We start from the raw sequence: 17,159 nt of genomic DNA on the forward strand, positions 1-17,159 counted from the left end.
CGCACGAGCCCGAACGTGCGATTCCGCGCCAGGTGATCTTCGACGCCCTGCGACGCCTACCACAGTGCAAAGACGCCTTCGCCAACGGGCGGCCCGATCCCGTACGCGCGGCGCGCTGGACGACCGGGACGGCTGTCCAGCCGCGTGCTCGATACGTCACACACTCGCGTCTGACTGACCAGCAGCAGTCGAGAAATGTGCGATGCGTCCCATTGCCGCGCGTACTCTGGCACTCTGACAGCCGTTGCTCACCCGCCTCGCTGCCCGTCCGCGATGACTCCGAAACTGCCGATTCCCGCCGACATCCTCGACCTGCTGCCCGATGCCGTCTGCGTGGTCGACCAGGAGGGTCGCTATCTGTTCGTGAGCGCCGGCTTCGAGCGGATCCTCGGCTATCGGCCCGCGGATGTGCTGGGCCGACAGGCCTTCGACTTCATCCATCCCGACGATCGCAGCGACACCAGGCAGCAGGCCGCACAGGTGATGGAGGGCATGGCCCAGCGGCATTTCCGCAATCGTTACCTGCACAGCGAGGGCCATGCGGTGGACATGCAATGGTCAGCCAACTGGCATCCGGCGCATGGCGTGCGTATTGGCGTGGGACGCGAGGTGACCGAGTTGCGGCGGGTCGAACGCGAGTTGGAACACCTTGCCGCCCACGATGTGCTGACCGGACTGCCCAACCGTTACCGCCTGCAGCAGACGCTGGAACAGGCACTCGCGCAGGCCCGCGCGTCCGGTGACGGCCTCGCCCTGCTCTACGTCGATCTGGACGGCTTCAAGACCGCCAACGACCTGGGCGGGCACGATGCGGGCGACCGCCTCCTGCAGGACGTCGCGACACGTCTGACCCAGTCGCTGCGGCACGGCGACGTGGCCGCGCGGGTCGGCGGCGACGAATTCGTGATCCTGCTGCCTGCCTGCCGCGACGCAGCCGCCGCCCGACAGGTCGCCGACACCCTGCGCGGCCAACTGCGCCTGGTCTACCGGCTGTCGGACCGGCCCTTCCAGCTCGACGCGAGCATCGGCATTGCATGTTTCCCCGGCGATGGCAGCGACGCCGCGACCCTGCTCGCCCATGCCGACCGCGAGATGTATGCCGTCAAGCGCCGTGTGACGCGCGGCAACGCGGCCTGATCGAGGCTCGTCCCGCGCGTCTCGCGAGCCGGGCGTACGCAGCGCTGCAGACGCCGCTCAGGCCTCCGGACACAACGCTGCGCCAGGTGGCGCCGCGCGCAGCGGTCGCGCGAGCCGGATCGCGATCACCGCGACGCCGACGCCGGTCAACGTCACGAGGGCCGCCGCCCAGCTCACACGCGTCAGCCCACCGGCGTGCACAAGCACGAGGCCGCCGAGCCATGCGCCGAGCGCATTGCCGAGATTGAACGCGCCGATGTTGAGGCTCGAGGCGAGGGTGCGCCCGGCCGCCCCCGCCTTCTGCAGCACCCACAGCTGCATCGGCGCCACGGTTGCGAAGGCCGCGACGCCGAGCAGACCCGTGAACGCGACCATCGCGACCGGCGAGCGCATCACCAGACCGATCGCCGCGAGCAGCAGCGCCAGCACGCCCAGCGTGACCACCAGTGATCCAGCAGGACGGCGATCCGCCAGGCGCCCACCCAGCAGGTTGCCGACGATCATGCCGACGCCGAACACCAGCAAAACACCGGACACCGCGGTCTCCGCCAGGCCGGTGACCTGCAGCAGGATCGGCTGGATGTAGGTGTAGACGGTGAACACACCGGCGAAGCCCAGCACAGTCATCAACAGGCCGAGCAGCACCTGCGGCTGCAGCACCGCCGCGACCTCCCGCTTCAATGGAATCGGCGTGCGGATTCCGGAATCCTTCGGCACCAGGGTCGCAATGATCACCGTCGCCAGCACGCCGATCACGGTGACCGCCCAGAACGTCGAGCGCCAGCCGTATTCCAGGCCCAGCCACGCACCGGCCGGCACGCCGAGCAGCGTTGCCACGGTGAGCCCGGTGAACATCACCGAGATCGCCGAGGCCTTGCGGTCTTCGGGCACCAACCCGGTCGCTACGACCGCGCCGACGCCAAAGAAGGTGCCGTGCGCCAGCGATGTCACCACCCGCGCCGCCATCAGCCAACCGTAGTCCGGCGCCAGCGCGCAGGCCAGATTGCCCAGCGTGAACACCACCATCAGACCGACGAGCACCGCCTTGCGCGGTAAGCGGCCGGTCGCGATGGTCAGCAATGGCGCGCCCACGAACACGCCGAGCGCGTAGCCGGAAATCAGCAGGCCCGCGGCCGCGAGGCTCACCTGCAGATCGGCTGCCACCTGGGTCAGCAGCCCCATGATCACGAACTCGGTCGTACCGATACCGAACGCGCCGGCCGTGAGTGCGTACAGCGCGAGCGGCATGCGCGGCGATGTGGAAGGTGCAGAGGACATGGACGTCGCCGGTGGAGGGATGGCGCGCAGTCTGCGGCCGCGAGGATTGCCGGCACAGCGTTAAGATCCGCAATCACTCTCAACCGAATATTGATAATCCATGGATCGCATCAGCGACGTGGCACTGTTCCTGCGGGTCATCGATCTGGGCTCGATCAGCGCCGCCGCCCGCACCCTGGACCTCTCGGTCGCCACCGCCAGCCAGCGTCTCAAGCGCCTGGAAGCAGAACTCGGCGTGCGCCTGCTGCACCGGACCACGCGGCGTCTGCATCCCACGCCCGAAGGCCTGCTGCTGGCCGAACAGGGCCGGCCCCTGCTCGACGAACTCGACAGCCTCACCGCCAACCTGCGCGAGACTGGCGGTGGCAGCGGCGTCGCCGGCACCCTGCGGCTGACCACATCGGCCTCGTTCGGGCGCCAGTACATCTCGCCGCTGCTGCCGGAATTCCTGGCGCAGCATCCGCAGCTGCGCGTCAGCCTCGACCTGGACGACCGGGTGACGGATCCCGTCGGCCGCGGCTACGACCTGGCGATCCGCATTGGCGAACTCGCCGACTCGTCGCTGATCGCGCGTCCCATCGCGCGCAACCTGCGCGTGCTCTGCGCATCGCCTGACTATCTCGCCAGGCGCGGTACGCCGCGGACGCCCGCCGATCTCGCCGCACACGACGGCGTGCTGCTGTTCGGCACCCACGGGCTGCAGGACGTGTGGCAGCTCGTCGCGGCGGATGGCGTGACCCATCCGGTCCGCATGCAGGCACGCTTCGAAAGCAACCTGGGCGAGGCGCTGCGCGACGCCACCGTGGCCGGCCTGGGCATTTCGCTGCATTCGCTGTGGCACGTCCACGAGGACCTGCGCGTGGGGCGGCTGGTGGTGGTCCTGCCCGACTACACCCTGCCCACCAGCGCGATCTACGCCGTCATGCCCCAACGCCGCATGGTGCCGCCGCGCGTACGCGCACTGGTGGATTTCCTGGTCGCGCGACTGGGCGATCCGCCGGTGTGGGAGCGCGCGCAAGCGGGGACGCCGGAACCCGCCGCGGCGGCAACGCCGTCCGGCGCCGCGACCTTGAAACGCGCGGCTGCACCGTCATCCCGGCAGCGCCCCGCGCCTGCGAAGAAGCGACGGTAAACCGGTCTCAGGGCAACAGGTACGCGTTGACGTCTTCCGCATCGCGCTGCCCATCGATCTCGAGCAGATCGCGGAGGATCGCCGTGTGTCCGGCGCCGGCGATCACCAGCACGCGACGGCCGGGCGCGGCGGCCTTCTGCACATTGGCGTACATGCGGAAGTTGCGATGCCACCAGCTCGCCGATGCATCGGCGCCGACGAACCCGCTGCCCGCATCGACTGCATTGGTCACGATGTAGAGATCCTTGTTCTCGCGATCGCGCTCGGGGTCGTTGCTCAGTCGTAACAGTTCCGGCAGCGGCAGCGTGGTCTGCTCGCGGGTCGCGCGCGCCGACAGCGAGGCGAAGACCGCATCCATCGCGGCCTTGCGCTCGGGCTCGTGCGCAGCGACGTACTCGAACAACGGTCCGCCGTTCCAGTGCACGTCGCCTTCGTCGAAGCACGTCACGCCAGCGAGGCCAGCCGCCTGCGCCACGCGGAATCCGATCTGCTGCGTCTCGTCGACGTCCAACGCTGCGGTCCCGCCGCGCCAGGCGGCGTATGCGGCGTCCTGTTTGGCCTGTGCCCGCGGCAGGCATTCCACCAGCACATCGGTGGGGGCAAACCCCGCCAGGCGCGTCGCCAGACCCGACAAATAGTCCTGGTTCTCGTCGGTCGTGACGTCGATGACGTCCGACTTCACCACGTCCAGCCCGGGATTCGCGAAGTGAAAGACGCCGATCAGCATCACCTGCGCCCGCGCGGACGCAGGTTCAACAGCGCCGGCATCACTGACGAAAGCGGCGGCGCAGCATAGAAGCGCGGCGTAGAGCGGCTTGCGGCACATGGGGAACTCCATTCGAAGGACCGGCCTTCAAACTACCGATGGCATCGCCCCGGGCGCGCATGCCGGAAGTCGCAGGGACTTGCGGCGGGACCGGGGCGATGTGGCAGACCGGGATTTCGCTGCACGAGGTGCTCGCGTCCCGCAGGTGTACTGCGTTGTGGGTCAGGCTGACTGCCCCGTCGCGGCCGGGCGGCGCACAGATTCAATGACCACGGCGCGCACAACCGCGCAGCGCGTCCATTGATCGGGTTCGGATCATCCGAGCGCCGAATAGAAGAACCAGCAGGCAACAACGACCATGCCCAGCGCCAGCACGCGCCTCACCGGGCCCACTCGATCCGGTCGGGTGAGCACGTCCCGCAGGCGTCCGGCGCCGAGCACCAGCGACAGGTGCACCAGCGTCGCCACGCCCACGCTGATCAGGCCCAGCAGCAGGATCTCGCGCAATGGCGGGTCCGGCCCGGACAGGAAACGCGGCACGACAGTAAGAAAGAACAACGCAGCCTTGACGTTGAGCAGATTGATCACCACACCCGCCCACAGGACGCGATGCGTTGCGCGTCCCGCCACGACGGCAGAGGACGAATCGGTCGTCGCCTGCCAGCCGCGCCAGGCCAGCCAGAGCATCATCAGACCTGCGCCGACGCCAACCCAGGTGCCGATCGCGGGGAAATTCACCAGCAGTGCGCTGAGCCCCAGGCTGGACAGCGCAGCGTTGAGCGCCAAGCCGATGGCCACGCCGGCCGTCGCCAGCAGTCCCGCGCGCCGTCCGTCGGCCAGCGTCAGCGAAACCAGCCAGGCCATGTTGGGCCCGGGCGTAATTTCCACCAGCAACACGGCAAGCGCAAAGCCCAGCCAGTCCACGTTCCGCATCCCCCGGGGGCCGCGCTGATACGGCGGACTCAGACTACCCGGTCCGCACTCTGTTCTGCGGCGTCTACAGCATCCGGCTCGGTCCCGGCCAGGCGCTTCGACGACTGCGCAGATCGATGTGGACCGCCTCGACACGCGCCACACGAGGCATCCCGCTCGCCCCGTGATCCGCGCGCCTGGCGCGCTGTGTGCGGTCCACTGGCGATTCTCCGGAACACGTTCGTGCATGCGCTGCGCCTACCCATCTTCCAGCGATCGTCCAGCGTGCGCATGCAACGCAGGGTCTGTCGTACGGAACCCGGGCGCTTCACGCAGCCACCGGGGTGTACGCCGTTAGGCTGGTACCACGCACATGTTTCGCAATGCAGGAGTTTTGCTTTGAAGATCCAGTTGAACACCGACAACCACGTCGACGGCACCGAAGCCCTCGAGGCGCGGGTGAACGCGATGATCGAGCAGTACCTGGGCCGGTTCTCGTCACGACTGAGCCGGATCGAGGTGTTCCTCTCCGACCACAATTCCGTCAAGGGTGGCCCGAACGATCGGCGCTGCGCACTGGAAGCGCGGCTGGAGAACGACGATCCGGTCGGCGCGAGCCACGATGCCGAGGACACGGAAAAAGCGATCCGCGGTGCATGCGACAAGCTCAAGGTGATGCTGGACGCGCGTATCGAGAAGCAACGCGGGTATTGAGGCATGCGCGTCTGATCGTCGCGCTGGCGCGCTGTCAGGCGATGGTTCGCATCGCTGCACCCGCATCGCATCTGCAGTCACGGAGGCCCCGCATGTGCGGGGCTTCTTTGCATCCGGCTTGCAGAAAAGAAACCACACGGCGTCTGGTTCGCGGCTCGCAAGCCCGGCAGGCGAAGTGATCCAGTGACGACGCACTGGAACTCCGAATCGGATTCAACGCGCGATATCAATAAACGTATTGATCGACAGTCGGCCGTGGACCACATCCGGCGGCGGTACGCGTGCATTGTCGATGCATCCCGAATGCAGTGAATTGCGGCGGTAGACGATCAGGCGATTGAAGACCGCGCCGACATCGGCGATGCGCTGGAACAGCGCGGTGTCGTCACCGATGTAGCCGGCGCCGGCGGCGGTATCGTCTTCGCGGCGCTGCTCTTCCGCCAGGCAGGCGAAGTACGCTGCGTGACGGCTCTCGTCGATGGTCTCGAACCCGCTGCGGCGATGCCGGTAGAACGCGGTGCCACCCCAGTCGCCGCGGAACAGGTAGTGCACGGTCGCGAGCCCGTCCCGGTGCGCCGAGTCGATATGCGGCACCCGCTGCAGAAACGCGAGCTTTGCAGGCGGCGTCGTCACCAGCGAGTAGTGGCACATCGGAAACGCGAACCGCCCGGGCGCGATGCCGAAGCTGGCTTCGAGCAGCGGATTGAGCGCGGCCTCCAGGAACAGGCGGTACGACGCCGGCGCAGGCGCCCGCAAACCCGGGAACATCGAAGACGGCATCGCGAAATGACTGCTCGCCGCCTTGCGCACCAAGCGATCGGGATCGGACACCAGCTGGTCCACGATCAGCAGCGGCGCGCCCTCGGCGCCGATCGTGCGCCGGGTGACGCGAAATTCCGGATGGGGTGTCAGCAGCATGCGGGCGGCCGGTCGCGGCGTCGGTTACGGCGTCGACGCCCGCGCACCCCAGACCTCGGGCCCGGCCTGGCAATAGCGCGCGATGAAGGCCTGCTGCGACGGCATCTGCGCGACCGCGCGTCCGATCGGTTCGCGGATGCCGTACAGCAGCCGGCGCAGATCCTCGTCGGCCAAGGCCTGCGCCAGCGGATGCGGCGGGCCCGGGGCGATGCCCTGTCCCAGCAGTACGTGCGTCCACGAGTCGACCCGGAACAGTTCGTCGGCGTTCTGCCAGGCATGCGCGCGCTCGCGCCACGCGCGCAGGCGGATCTGCAGCGAGGGCGGCAGCGCCATCTCGCGACATGCCACCCACATCGGCTCGTCGCGCCGCGTCGCGTGATAGTGCAGGACGATGAAATCCCGCACATGCTCCATCTCTTCGCGGCTGACGTCGTTGAAGCGATCCACCAGCGCAGGCGAGATGCCGTCGAACGGAAACAACTGGATCAGGCGCACCACGGCGCTGATGGTCAGATGCAGGCTGGTCGATTCCAGCGGCTCGATGAAGCCGCTCGCCAGACCCAGCGACACCACGTTGCGGTTCCACGCCTTGCGCCGGCGCCCGGTGCGGAACGGCACCAGCCATGGGTCCTTCAAGGGCCGCGCGCCGACATCGCGCAGCAACTTCGCATGCGCCTCGTCGTCGGACATGTAGCGACTCGAAAACACCAGGCCGTTGCCTACCCGATGCTGCAGCGGGATGTGCCAGCGCCAGCCCGCCTCGTGCGCGATCGCGCGCGTGTACGGCACCGGCGCGCCATCCGATTCTGTCTGCACGGCGACCGCGCGATCGCTCGGCAGCCAATCGCTCCAGTCCTCGTAGCCGGTCTGCAGCGTCTGCTCGATCAGCAGGCCGCGAAAGCCGGTGCAATCGATGAACAGGTCGCCCTCCAGCCGCTGCCCGTCTTCCAGCACCAGTGCGTCGACATCGCCGCTGTGCGCATGCCGGCTGACCTCGCGGATCTTGCCTTCGACACGCTTGAGCCCGTGCCGCTCGGCGATCCGGCGCAGGAACTTCGCATACAGGCCGGCGTCGAGGTGGTAGGCGTAATTGACCTGCGGATCGGTGCCGAGCGCGAACCGGTCCTCGCGGGATGCCAAGGTTTCCAGGCAGAAATCGCCAAGTGCCGACGTCATGCCACGGCGCTGGCTGTCGAGCCAGAAATGATGGAACGCGGCCGCCCAGGTGCCCTGCCCGGTGATGCCGAAGGGATGGATGTAGCGGTCGCCAGGCCGGAGCCAGTTCTCGAACGAGATCGACAGCTTGAACGTGCCGGCGACAGCGCGCAGGAATTCCTGCTCGTCGATCTGCAGGAAGCGGTGGAAGGTGCGGATCGGCGGGACCGTGGATTCGCCGACACCGACGGTGCCGATCTGCTCCGATTCCACCAGGGTGATGTCCAGCCGCTCGCGGAACTGGTGCGCAAGCGCGCATGCGGCCAACCAGCCCGCCGTGCCGCCGCCGGCGATCACCACCTTGCGAATCCGGCCCGCCGCCTGGTCTGCGTGTTCCATGTCGTCTTTCTCCTGGGCGCTCAGCGGTTCAAGCGGCCGATGAGCATGGCGCGGATGCGTCGCGCCAATGTGTCGTCGATGGGACCGAGCACGTCACGCGCCGCTTCCGGCAGATGCGCACCGGCGCGTGTCTTCGGCCCGAACACGTAGTACTCGAACACTTTGGCCCACGCCTGCTTCTCGCGCTCGGGCAGGTCCCGCACCGTCCACAGCGCGTGGTACAGCGCAGGCAGTGGTGACGACAGGAATGCCGGCGAGCGGCGCCACCAGTAATTGACCAGCACATTGAAAGGTTCGACGCTGCGCACGTGGTGCCACCACATGCTGGGAATGAAGATCGCATCCCCCGGTTCCAGCGTCGCGGTCTGCGCCGTCGCCAGCGCGTCGCGGAAGCGCGGATAGCGCGCGAAATCCGGCGCGGCGAAATCGACCAGGCTGACGACCTGCCCGCCCGGGGTCGGGTCCAGCGGGCCGGGATAGAGGTTGTCGATCTGCTCCGGCGGAAACAACGTGAATTTACGCTTGCCCACGGCGCAGACGGCCAAGTTTTCGGGCGCATCGAAATGGCACGACGCGACCACCCGGTTGCCGATCCAGATACTCGGCGGCGCCTCGATACCGCGCGCGGCCAACCCCAGATCGTTGTCGGCGACGAAACCCGGCAGTGCGCCCGCGACCGGCAACGACGCGAGGTAATACGTCGGCGGCGACGCGTCGTCGAGATGCTGCGCGATCGCGTCGAGCACCTCTCCCAGACCACCGCGCCGGACTTCGACGTTCAACGCGGTGAAGTCGTCGTTGTAGAAAGGCCGCCCGCGGATCGAAGGCGCGCCATACGAATACGGCACCGGACGGCCCGCATCGAACCCACGCAGATACGCCATGGCATCCGCGGTCGACGCGCGCCCCGCATGCACCAGTCCCCAGCCGGACGCGACGCCCTTGAGCAGCGCAGGCATGCCGTCGGCCAGCAGTGCGTCGAGCGGCACGTCGGCCGCATTGCGGACATCGATACTGCGCATTCCTTCCACGCGATCAGCTCCGACCGTCGGACAACGTCGCGTCCTGCGCACGCAGGCGGCGCTGCTTCTCCGCCATCAACCGCTTCACGTTGTGCAGCGACGCCAGCACCAGATAAGCGCCTTCCAGATAACCGGCGCGGTTCAAGCGTTCCAGCGCCGGACCGTCCAACGCCGCCAATGCATCGCGGTCGATGCTGTGCAGGCCGCTGACATCGACCCGATGGCGCTCGTCCAGCGCCACCGCCAGCTGCACCGGCTGGATCAGGCCCAGCGCATCGAAGGCCGCGAACATCGCCGCGCCGAACGTCGTGCCGTCGCGGATGCCCCGCAGGATGCCGGCGATGTGATCGAGATAGGGGCTGTTGCCGCCCTGCGGCAGGAACACCGGCTCGCCCTCGACGTCGTTGACACGCGGATGCTCGAGATCGACATGGATCACCGGCTCCTGCCGCAGTTCGCCGTCGATGCGCTGTTCCTGGAACCCGATCAGGAACGGCCCCTTCGCCGCGGCACCCGGCAGATAACTGGCATTCCAGCGGCCGTCCTGCAGGTAGAGGTTCTCGCGCTGTTCGAAGCCAAGCAGTGCCACCGAACTCCAGCGGCCGTCGCCGTCCTTGCGGAAGAAAATCGGATACTCGCGCTGCAGCTCGGCATATTCACTGGGAAAGGCCGGCACCATGCCCACGTCGTCGCCGAAGCGGGGGCCAAAACCAGTGGCGACGCGCAGATCCTTGTGCGCCACGTTGTTGAGCAGTTCGTAGCGGGCCATCACCTCTCCAGGCTGCAGCGTCGCCGCAGGTGCAGGCGAGCGCTGGCCAGATACTACCGGCCACATCCAGCCGGATCATCGGTTTGATTGTTCGTGTAGCGCCACATCGAACGGGACCGCTGCGCCTGCAGCGGCCCCGTCGGGCAACGTCCCTGGGGGAGGCGTCGTCGCGATTAGAACTTGTAGCGCACGCCCAGCGTGTAACGCGGGCTCTGATCAGCCAGCTTCATGATCTGCTGGTCGGTGCGCGCATGCCAGCGCACGTCCTCACCGGTCAGGTTGATCGCCTCGAAGCCGAACGACCAGTGGTCGTTGAGGGCGTAGTTCACGCTGAGGTCCCACTGGTCGTAGGCTTCGACGTAGTAGGGATTCCGGCTGGCGCCCTGGTTGGCGAGGATCAGATACTCGTCGCGCCAGTTCCAGGCCAGGCGTACCGAGAATCCGTATTTCTCGTACATCAGCATGGCATTCGCGGTGTCGCTCAGTCCCGTCAGCGCGAACTGGTCGATCGACGGATCGCCGCTGTTGTCGTAGCCCACGTCGCCCTGCACGATCGTGTAGTTCGCGTAGATGCCGAACCCGCTCTCGCCGAAGAAGTACTGGCCGCCCATCTCCCAGCCGTGCAGCTTGGACTGGTTCTGGTTGACCGGCCGGTTGACGTTGAACTGGTACAGCGGATCGGCCGCCGTGCCGTAAAGATCATAGGCAGCCTCGGTGGCGAGCACCTGCGCGTCGGTTCCGTTGTAGGCCGCCAGTCCCGCCGGATCATTGCGCAGCAGTGCGAGAGCGGTGAATAACGCCGTGTCGTTGCCCGAACACGCCGCCGCATTGGCCGCACCCACCTGCGCCACGCAAGCCGCGCTCTGCAGGAAGGCCAACGCGGCCTGGGCATCGGGGCCGGAGGTCGGATCTGTGAGTCCGTACAACGGTTCCTGGGTGATCGTGTTGCCGATGAAATTGCTGACCGACTTGTTCCAGTAGGTCAGCGACAGGTAGCTGGCTTCGGCGAAATACCACTCGACTGCGAAGTCGAGGTTGTCGGACTCGAGTGGTTTCAGGCTGGGGTTCTGCGAGTTGCCGCTGGCACGCGTCGAGGGATCCAGCAGCACCGAGCCGAAGGGTTGCTGCGCGCCCGGCCCTGCGTAGAGATTGCCGTAAGGCGCACGGGCGATGCTGCGCCCGAACGACGCACGTCCCTTCAGCTGGTCGGTGAAGTCGATGCTGAAATCGAGATTGGGCAGGATGTAGCTGTAGCTGGCGCTCTCGCTGAAAGGCTCCAGTTCGTCGGACAGCACGATCCGGAAATCATTGTTGGCCTGCCATTCGATCGCCTCGGGAATCGCGATGACCGAGGTCGAGATGATGTCGGTCGTTTCATAACGCACGCCGATGCGGGTATTGGTGCGCATGCCGCCCAGCTCACCTTCCAGACTGAGCTGCATGTACGCGGCATTGGTTTTCTCTTCGATCCGGTTGTCGGCCGCGTTCTGCGGGCTGACGCCCAGGCCGATGCCGTACTGCGCCGCCGCCCACTGCGCCAACGCGCCGGTATCGCCGCGCCAGGCCGTCCAGCTGTTGATGTTGTAGTCGTCGAACAGCCCGACCAGGTTGACCGGCTGCAGCAGATCCATCAGGCCCCCGGCCACGTCGGCGTCGACGTTGGCCACGCCCCAGTCGCCGAGCGTCGAGTAGGCCTCTGCGGCCTGCAGGCGATGCGTCGTGGCCTTGTTGGTGTCCACGCCGAACTGGAAGCGGCCTTCGTCGAAGCTCCACTCACCGTCGATCCGCGCCTGCTTGATCTCGCTGACCTGGGTCTGCGCGTTGACACGGAAGACCTGGGAGCCGATCTCGCCTTCGACGAAGCCGGGATTGACGACACCGTTGGTGCCGGCGATCGCATCCGCGGTCGTCGGATACCAGGTCTGCGTGCCGATCGGCAGGCCATTGTTGAAGACCAGTTCCTGCACCCACGAGCCGCCGCAATGGGGGCCGGTGGTGCAGTTGTTGGTGCCGGCGATGCTCATGAAGGTCGAGCCGCCACCCGTCTGCGGGTCGTTGGGCCTGCTCTCGGTCTTCGAGTTGTGCGCGTCGAAGCTGAAACGCAGATCGCTGTTGACGTCCCACACGGCGTTGAACCCCAGCGAGCCGAGCTTGTACTCCTGCATGCTGCGCTGCTGCTCGAGACCGAAATCCTTGGTGCCGGCGATCTCGCGGATGTAGATCGGCGTCGCCACCGCGCCCGAGGTGTCGAACTCGATGTCGGTGTAGGCGCTGTTCTGCAGCCACATCGCCTGCTCGCCGCGGTTCTCGGTGATCTCGTTGGTGGAATAGGTGTAGTCCAGCGTCAGGGTGACGCTGTCGGTCGGCGCGAACTGCACGACCGCCTGGCCATTGAGGCGTTCACGCTCGAACTCGGAGAACGCATAGCGCAGATCGTTGGGACGCGCGTAGAGCTCGCCGACGCCAGGCGCGTTGATGACGTCCGGGTCGCCAGGCATCGTGCCCGTCCATGGCTGGACGTTCCAGTAGTTTTCGGTGGCCTGCACCGAACCGCCCTTGCGCTTCTGGTAGCTCGTGCTCAGGCCGACACCGAAGGTCTTGTCGGGATTGGTGTAACTGAAAATGCCGGATAGCTCAGGCGTCAGGTCGTTGTCGAAGACCTGGCTGCGATCGGACACGACCTTGGCGCCGGCACTGGCGACCACGCCCGTGTGATTGAACGGGCGGTCGGTGAGGATATTGATCGTCGCGCCGATACCGCCACTGGGCACGTGCGCCTGGCTGGTCTTGTAGACCTCGATGCCGCTGATCGCCTCGGCCGCCAGCTGCGCGAAGTTGAAGGCGCGCGTACCACCGTCGACACCACCGATCGCCACCTGCCCGGCGGCGCCGAACGCATCCGCGCCCGGCACCTGGCGGCCATTGAGCGTCACCATATTGAACTGCGGGCCGAAGCCGCGCGCCGTGACCTGGGCGCCTTCGCCGTCGCGGCGCTCGATCGAGATACCGGTGATGCGCTGCAGCGATTCGGCGAGGTTGGTATCGGGGAACTTGCCGATGTCCTCCGCGCTGATCGCGTCGACCACGCCGGCCGCCTCGCGCTTGGTTTCCATCGCCTGATTGAGGCTGCTGCGCAGCCCGGTGACGACGACCGCATCGAGCTCCGTGGCATCGTCCTGGCCGCTGGTCCGGTCGGCGGGCGCGCTCTGGCCGACCGGCGTTTGCTGCGCCTCCTGCGCGAAGGCGGGGTTGATGATCAGCACGCCGCCCACGAAGGTGAACATTGCGGTCGACTTGAAACGCTTGAACTTCTGGTTCATTGGCCCGTCCTCAGCACCGAGATTCGAACGACCGCCGGCAGGTTGCCCACGGCACTCACCTCACTCACCAGCGCCCGGGCATCGTTCCGCGTATCCACGCGGTGCACGCCAGGCACATGTCCTCAGAGTGTTTCTCTTGAACTCACTGGATCGTCGTCCGCAACGGGAGGGATGCGTCACGCCCTCGTCCCTTCCCCCGCGCACTGGCGTCGGCCGCATCAAGCAATGGGTCCGTATCGCATCGCGTCCCGGCATATGACCCATGCCGTGTCACGTCTCGAACCGTCTGCTCGCCCCCATCTGCTGCCACTCCGTGATAGCGCTAACACCCCACGGCTGCAGGTGTATAGCGCTGTCAGGGGTTTGTCACCATGCAGCGCAGCAAAAGCAGGTGCCTGAAATTGGCCCGCCACACATCGCGCGTGCTGCAGCTGCGCTCGGATACCCAATTCACGTTTCCGCAGCAATTTCAGACGCCGCAGTCGGGCCACACGCGCGCGTTTTCCGAATGCGGACAATCTGTGCACCGCAGCAAGACCGGGCGTGATCATCCGCGTCCGCGCACGCGCGTGAAAAAAACGCCGCTTGTTTCAAACGCGTGCGGCCTTGCGTCGCCCGGCATTGCGTTGAAGGTCTTCGGATCGCGCTTCGAACAGGCACTGCCGCTGACGCCGGGAGTCGCCCTGCTCCGGGTATGCCGCGCTGGACTGGCACCTTCGACAGATGCTGCCGCGTTCTCTATATCAGCGGTTTGCAGCCATAACGGGCGCGCCACCCCTCGACGCCAGGCATGTGAACCCGGCGCCGCTGGCGTCCTATCCGGCAATCCGCACGGGTTGGTTGCCGCTGCGCACCGACGCGAAGACCGCATCGAGCACGTGCATGTCACGCAGGCCTTCCTCACCCGGTGCGCGCGGCGGTCGGCCTTCAAGGATGGCGAGCGCGTCCTGGTCCATCTGCTCGGCCTGCATGCGCGGTTTCTCGCCGAGCTGCGCGCTAAAGCGGGTGCCGTCGCTGGCGCGTCCGACGTTGCCATCGTAGGACTGGAACGGCGACAGCTCGTACCAGCCGCGCTCGCAGTCGATGTGCAGCGTGTTGAGATTGCGACCGAAGCTGGTTACGCACTCGGCGACGATATCGCCGGGAAATTCGAGCGTGAAGCGCGTGGTTTCATCGACGCCGCGGAAGATCTCGCGGCGCGCGGTCTCGTCCCAGGCCCGCACCGCCACAGGTTCGAGGCCGGTGCTGTAGCGCGCGGCGTTCACGCAGTAGACGCCCATGTCGTACATCGCACCGCCACCGCGTGCGGGGTCGAGCCGCCAGGCATCGTCGGCGCCCTGTCGCCAGCCGAACCAGCCGGCATCGGCGCGCAGCTGCACGATGCGCCCGAAGGGCCGCTCCGCTGCCATGTCGATGAAGCGTCGTGTGTTGGGTTCGTGCTGTATTCGGTAACCGATGGCGAGTTGCACCCGGTTGTCGCGGCAGGCCTTGATCATCGCCCCGCCTTCGCGCGCGTCCATCGCCATCGGCTTCTCGCACCAGACGTGCTTGCCTGCATTGGCGGCGATCAGGGTCTGCGGCATGTGCAGATGGTTTGGCGTGACGACGTAAACGACGTCGATCTCCGGGTTGTCCGCGATCCGGTGGAAGTCGTCGTAGCTGTAGACGTTGGCATCACGGATGCCGTACTTCTCCTGCCACGCCGGGACCTTCTCCGGCGAGCCGGTGACCAGCCCGGCAAGCCGGCAGTGTCGGGTGAGCTGCAGCGCGGGCGCGAGCAGATCGCGGCTGTAGCCGCCCAACCCGACGAGCGCGACGCCGAGGCGGCGTGCAGGCGGCGTTGCAGCGAAGGCTTTTGGCAGCGCAACTGCGGCACCGACCAGCGCCAGAGACTGCAGGACCCGGCGGCGGGAGATGCCGTTCGACCAGCGGTTGGGATCCATGGCGCCTCCGTCGAATAGGTGAGCGCCTGATCCTAGCAGCGTGTCTGCCCGGGGCTATCCTGTCTGCTCCGTCCAAAGTGCTCCCGCCCATGACGCACCGCCCATTGCGCAAAATTGTCCTATTGTCCGTTCTGCTGCTTGCCGCATGCGGCAGTCCACCGCCCTATACCGGCGGCGACGTGGCGCAACTGGAGCGCGTCGACGTATCCACAGGAGCGGGCACGCCGGCAAGCGCGGGTGACGAGGTCAGCGTGCACTACACCGGCTGGCTCTACGACCAGAACGCGCCGGACAAACGTGGCGAGAAGTTCGACAGCTCCCGCGATCGCGGGCAGCCGTTCGTATTCGAGCTGGGCGCTGGCCGTGTCATCCGCGGCTGGGACGAGGGCGTGGCCGGCATGCGTCCGGGTGGCACGCGGGAACTGCACATCCCCGCATGGCTCGGCTACGGCACCAACGGCGCCGGCAATGCGATTCCGCCGGGCGCCTCTCTGGTCTTCGAGGTGGAGTTGCTCGACATCCGGAAGTAAGCCGCGCATCCCGCGGCGCGCTGCGGACTCGACGTCCCGATCCGCAGCGTGCCGCGACGCGTGACAACGCCCTGCCCCTCATTCCGGCGGTGGGCGTCGCGCGCCGGATTCTGCTCCCGCGCGCCATCGCCGTTTCACCGGATCCGCGCGCGCATCTTCGATCCGATCGGCGCGTGCCTGTCGGCAGGCGCGCGACGGCGATCATCGCATCGCGTCGCCGCCATGTGCCGACAGGTGCTGTGATGGCCTCAGGGCTCGTCCGCCGGGGCATCCGCCACCGGTGTCAGCGCGTCGTCACTGCGCGCCGCGCTGCGCTCGGCGGCGTTGTTCAACACCACGATGCTGATGCGGCGGTTGATGGGGTTGGCTTCATCGGTCTTGTCGAACGGGACGGAGGATGCCAGGCCCACCACGCGCGACAGCTTGGCCTCTTCGAGCCCACCTGCCACCAATGCACGGCGCGCTGCATTGGCGCGCTGGGAGGACAGTTCCCAGTTGCTGATGTCGCTCGCGCCTGAGTACGGCGTGTTGTCCGTATGTCCGGAAATCGCCACGCGGTTTTCGACCTGGTTGAGGTAGGTCGCCAGCTCGATCAGGATGCGGGTGGTGTAGTCCTTCAGATTCTGCGAGCCCAGGTCGAACATCGGCCGGTTGAGCGTGTCCACAATCTGGATCCGCAGGCCTTCGGGCGTGATGTCGATCAGCAGCTGGTCCTTGAACGGGGCGAGCGCCTGGCTGCTGGCCACGGCCTTCTCCAGCGCGCGCTGCAGTGCCTCCAACCGCTCCTGGTCCGCCGCATCACGCGCGCGCTCGGCTGCATCGCTGCGCTCGCCCACCTTGGTATCGGGTCCGGCGCCGGGCGGATTGCGCAAGTGGTCGAACATCTTGATCGGCACATTGCCCGCGCCGCCGGGGCCATTGGCGCCGGGCGTCATCACCGCGGATCGGCCCGCGACCGCGCTCGGATTCTTGAAGTATTCGGAGACGCCGCCCAGCTGTTCCTGCGGCATCGTCGCCACCAGCCACATCACCATGAAGAACGCCATCATCGCGGTGACGAAGTCGGCATACGCCACTTTCCAGGCGCCACCATGATGCCCACCAGAGGCGCGCCTCTTCTTGCGCACGATGATGATCGGTTGCAGGGTCTCGCTCATGGTGCGG

General features: G+C 66.9%; 14 protein-coding genes. 4 read left to right on the forward strand and 10 right to left on the reverse strand.

Features of this window, described 5'->3' with window-relative positions; translation table 11 throughout:
* Positions 1-273 precede the first annotated feature (273 nt).
* Positions 274-1,137: a sensor domain-containing diguanylate cyclase gene (locus tag J2W68_RS16590; RefSeq protein ID WP_310238126.1), complete on the forward strand. Its 864-nt coding sequence runs from the start codon at positions 274-276 to the stop codon at positions 1,135-1,137.
* Between the two features lie 57 nt (positions 1,138-1,194).
* Here J2W68_RS16590 and J2W68_RS16595 read toward each other — a convergent pair whose 3' ends face one another.
* On the reverse strand, positions 1,195-2,415 hold the full coding sequence (locus J2W68_RS16595) for an MFS transporter (protein WP_310238129.1): 1,221 nt from the start codon (positions 2,413-2,415) through the stop codon (positions 1,195-1,197).
* A gap of 100 nt (positions 2,416-2,515) precedes the next feature.
* On the opposite strand from J2W68_RS16595, the gene J2W68_RS16600 reads away from it, so the two are divergent.
* Positions 2,516-3,547 (forward strand): LysR family transcriptional regulator, encoded by a 1,032-nt coding sequence (locus J2W68_RS16600; protein ID WP_310238131.1) that lies wholly within the window; start codon positions 2,516-2,518, stop codon positions 3,545-3,547.
* 7 nt (positions 3,548-3,554) lie between these two features.
* Here the strand turns inward: J2W68_RS16600 and J2W68_RS16605 are convergent, their stop codons facing one another.
* Positions 3,555-4,373, reverse strand: a complete 819-nt coding sequence (locus J2W68_RS16605; protein ID WP_310238134.1) for a DUF5694 domain-containing protein — start codon at positions 4,371-4,373, stop codon at positions 3,555-3,557.
* Between the two features lie 255 nt (positions 4,374-4,628).
* Positions 4,629-5,237, reverse strand: coding sequence for a LysE family translocator (locus J2W68_RS16610; RefSeq protein WP_310238138.1), 609 nt, complete (start codon positions 5,235-5,237; stop codon positions 4,629-4,631).
* Positions 5,238-5,624: 387 nt separating this feature from the next.
* On the opposite strand from J2W68_RS16610, the gene J2W68_RS16615 reads away from it, so the two are divergent.
* The gene (locus tag J2W68_RS16615; RefSeq protein ID WP_310238140.1) at positions 5,625-5,939 is read left to right on the forward strand and encodes an HPF/RaiA family ribosome-associated protein; all 315 of its coding nucleotides are present in this window, start codon (positions 5,625-5,627) and stop codon (positions 5,937-5,939) included.
* Between the two features lie 213 nt (positions 5,940-6,152).
* Here the strand turns inward: J2W68_RS16615 and J2W68_RS16620 are convergent, their stop codons facing one another.
* The 6 genes from J2W68_RS16620 to J2W68_RS16645 form a co-directional block, all read right to left on the reverse strand.
* The gene (locus tag J2W68_RS16620) at positions 6,153-6,857 is read right to left on the reverse strand and encodes a DUF6445 family protein (RefSeq protein WP_310238143.1); all 705 of its coding nucleotides are present in this window, start codon (positions 6,855-6,857) and stop codon (positions 6,153-6,155) included.
* 24 nt (positions 6,858-6,881) lie between these two features.
* Positions 6,882-8,411 carry a tryptophan halogenase family protein gene (locus tag J2W68_RS16625; RefSeq protein WP_310238146.1) on the reverse strand — a complete coding sequence of 510 codons (1,530 nt, stop codon included), beginning with the start codon at positions 8,409-8,411 and terminating at the stop codon, positions 6,882-6,884.
* Between the two features lie 20 nt (positions 8,412-8,431).
* Positions 8,432-9,433, reverse strand: a complete 1,002-nt coding sequence (locus J2W68_RS16630) for a cupin-like domain-containing protein (RefSeq protein WP_310238149.1) — start codon at positions 9,431-9,433, stop codon at positions 8,432-8,434.
* A 13-nt stretch (positions 9,434-9,446) separates the two neighbouring features.
* Positions 9,447-10,202 (reverse strand): SapC family protein, encoded by a 756-nt coding sequence (locus J2W68_RS16635; protein WP_310238152.1) that lies wholly within the window; start codon positions 10,200-10,202, stop codon positions 9,447-9,449.
* 173 nt (positions 10,203-10,375) lie between these two features.
* Positions 10,376-13,486 carry a TonB-dependent receptor gene (locus tag J2W68_RS16640; RefSeq protein ID WP_430539765.1) on the reverse strand — a complete coding sequence of 1,037 codons (3,111 nt, stop codon included), beginning with the start codon at positions 13,484-13,486 and terminating at the stop codon, positions 10,376-10,378.
* Positions 13,487-14,337: 851 nt separating this feature from the next.
* Complete coding sequence (locus J2W68_RS16645; protein ID WP_310238157.1) at positions 14,338-15,465, reverse strand: Gfo/Idh/MocA family protein; 1,128 nt, start codon at positions 15,463-15,465, stop codon at positions 14,338-14,340.
* A gap of 104 nt (positions 15,466-15,569) precedes the next feature.
* Between J2W68_RS16645 and J2W68_RS16650 the strand changes: the two genes are divergently transcribed.
* Positions 15,570-15,995: an FKBP-type peptidyl-prolyl cis-trans isomerase gene (locus J2W68_RS16650; RefSeq protein ID WP_310238159.1), complete on the forward strand. Its 426-nt coding sequence runs from the start codon at positions 15,570-15,572 to the stop codon at positions 15,993-15,995.
* 248 nt (positions 15,996-16,243) lie between these two features.
* On the opposite strand, the gene motB is transcribed toward J2W68_RS16650, so the two are convergent.
* Positions 16,244-17,152 (reverse strand): flagellar motor protein MotB, encoded by a 909-nt coding sequence (gene motB, locus J2W68_RS16655; protein ID WP_310238162.1) that lies wholly within the window; start codon positions 17,150-17,152, stop codon positions 16,244-16,246.
* Between the last annotated feature and the right edge of the window lie 7 nt (positions 17,153-17,159).

This window comes from Luteimonas terrae (assembly GCF_031457535.1).
Taxonomy (GTDB): domain Bacteria; phylum Pseudomonadota; class Gammaproteobacteria; order Xanthomonadales; family Xanthomonadaceae; genus Luteimonas; species Luteimonas terrae_A.

Coding starts and splice junctions, on each gene's coding strand:
- J2W68_RS16590 (WP_310238126.1), top strand. CDS start 274: ATGACTCCGAAACTGCCGATTCCCGCCGACATCCTCGACCTGCTGCCC.
- J2W68_RS16595 (WP_310238129.1), bottom strand. CDS start 2,415: ATGTCCTCTGCACCTTCCACATCGCCGCGCATGCCGCTCGCGCTGTAC.
- J2W68_RS16600 (WP_310238131.1), top strand. CDS start 2,516: ATGGATCGCATCAGCGACGTGGCACTGTTCCTGCGGGTCATCGATCTG.
- J2W68_RS16605 (WP_310238134.1), bottom strand. CDS start 4,373: ATGTGCCGCAAGCCGCTCTACGCCGCGCTTCTATGCTGCGCCGCCGCT.
- J2W68_RS16620 (WP_310238143.1), bottom strand. CDS start 6,857: ATGCTGCTGACACCCCATCCGGAATTTCGCGTCACCCGGCGCACGATC.
- J2W68_RS16625 (WP_310238146.1), bottom strand. CDS start 8,411: ATGGAACACGCAGACCAGGCGGCGGGCCGGATTCGCAAGGTGGTGATC.
- J2W68_RS16630 (WP_310238149.1), bottom strand. CDS start 9,433: ATGCGCAGTATCGATGTCCGCAATGCGGCCGACGTGCCGCTCGACGCA.
- J2W68_RS16635 (WP_310238152.1), bottom strand. CDS start 10,202: ATGGCCCGCTACGAACTGCTCAACAACGTGGCGCACAAGGATCTGCGC.
- J2W68_RS16640 (WP_430539765.1), bottom strand. CDS start 13,486: ATGTTCACCTTCGTGGGCGGCGTGCTGATCATCAACCCCGCCTTCGCG.
- J2W68_RS16645 (WP_310238157.1), bottom strand. CDS start 15,465: ATGGATCCCAACCGCTGGTCGAACGGCATCTCCCGCCGCCGGGTCCTG.
- motB (WP_310238162.1), bottom strand. CDS start 17,152: ATGAGCGAGACCCTGCAACCGATCATCATCGTGCGCAAGAAGAGGCGC.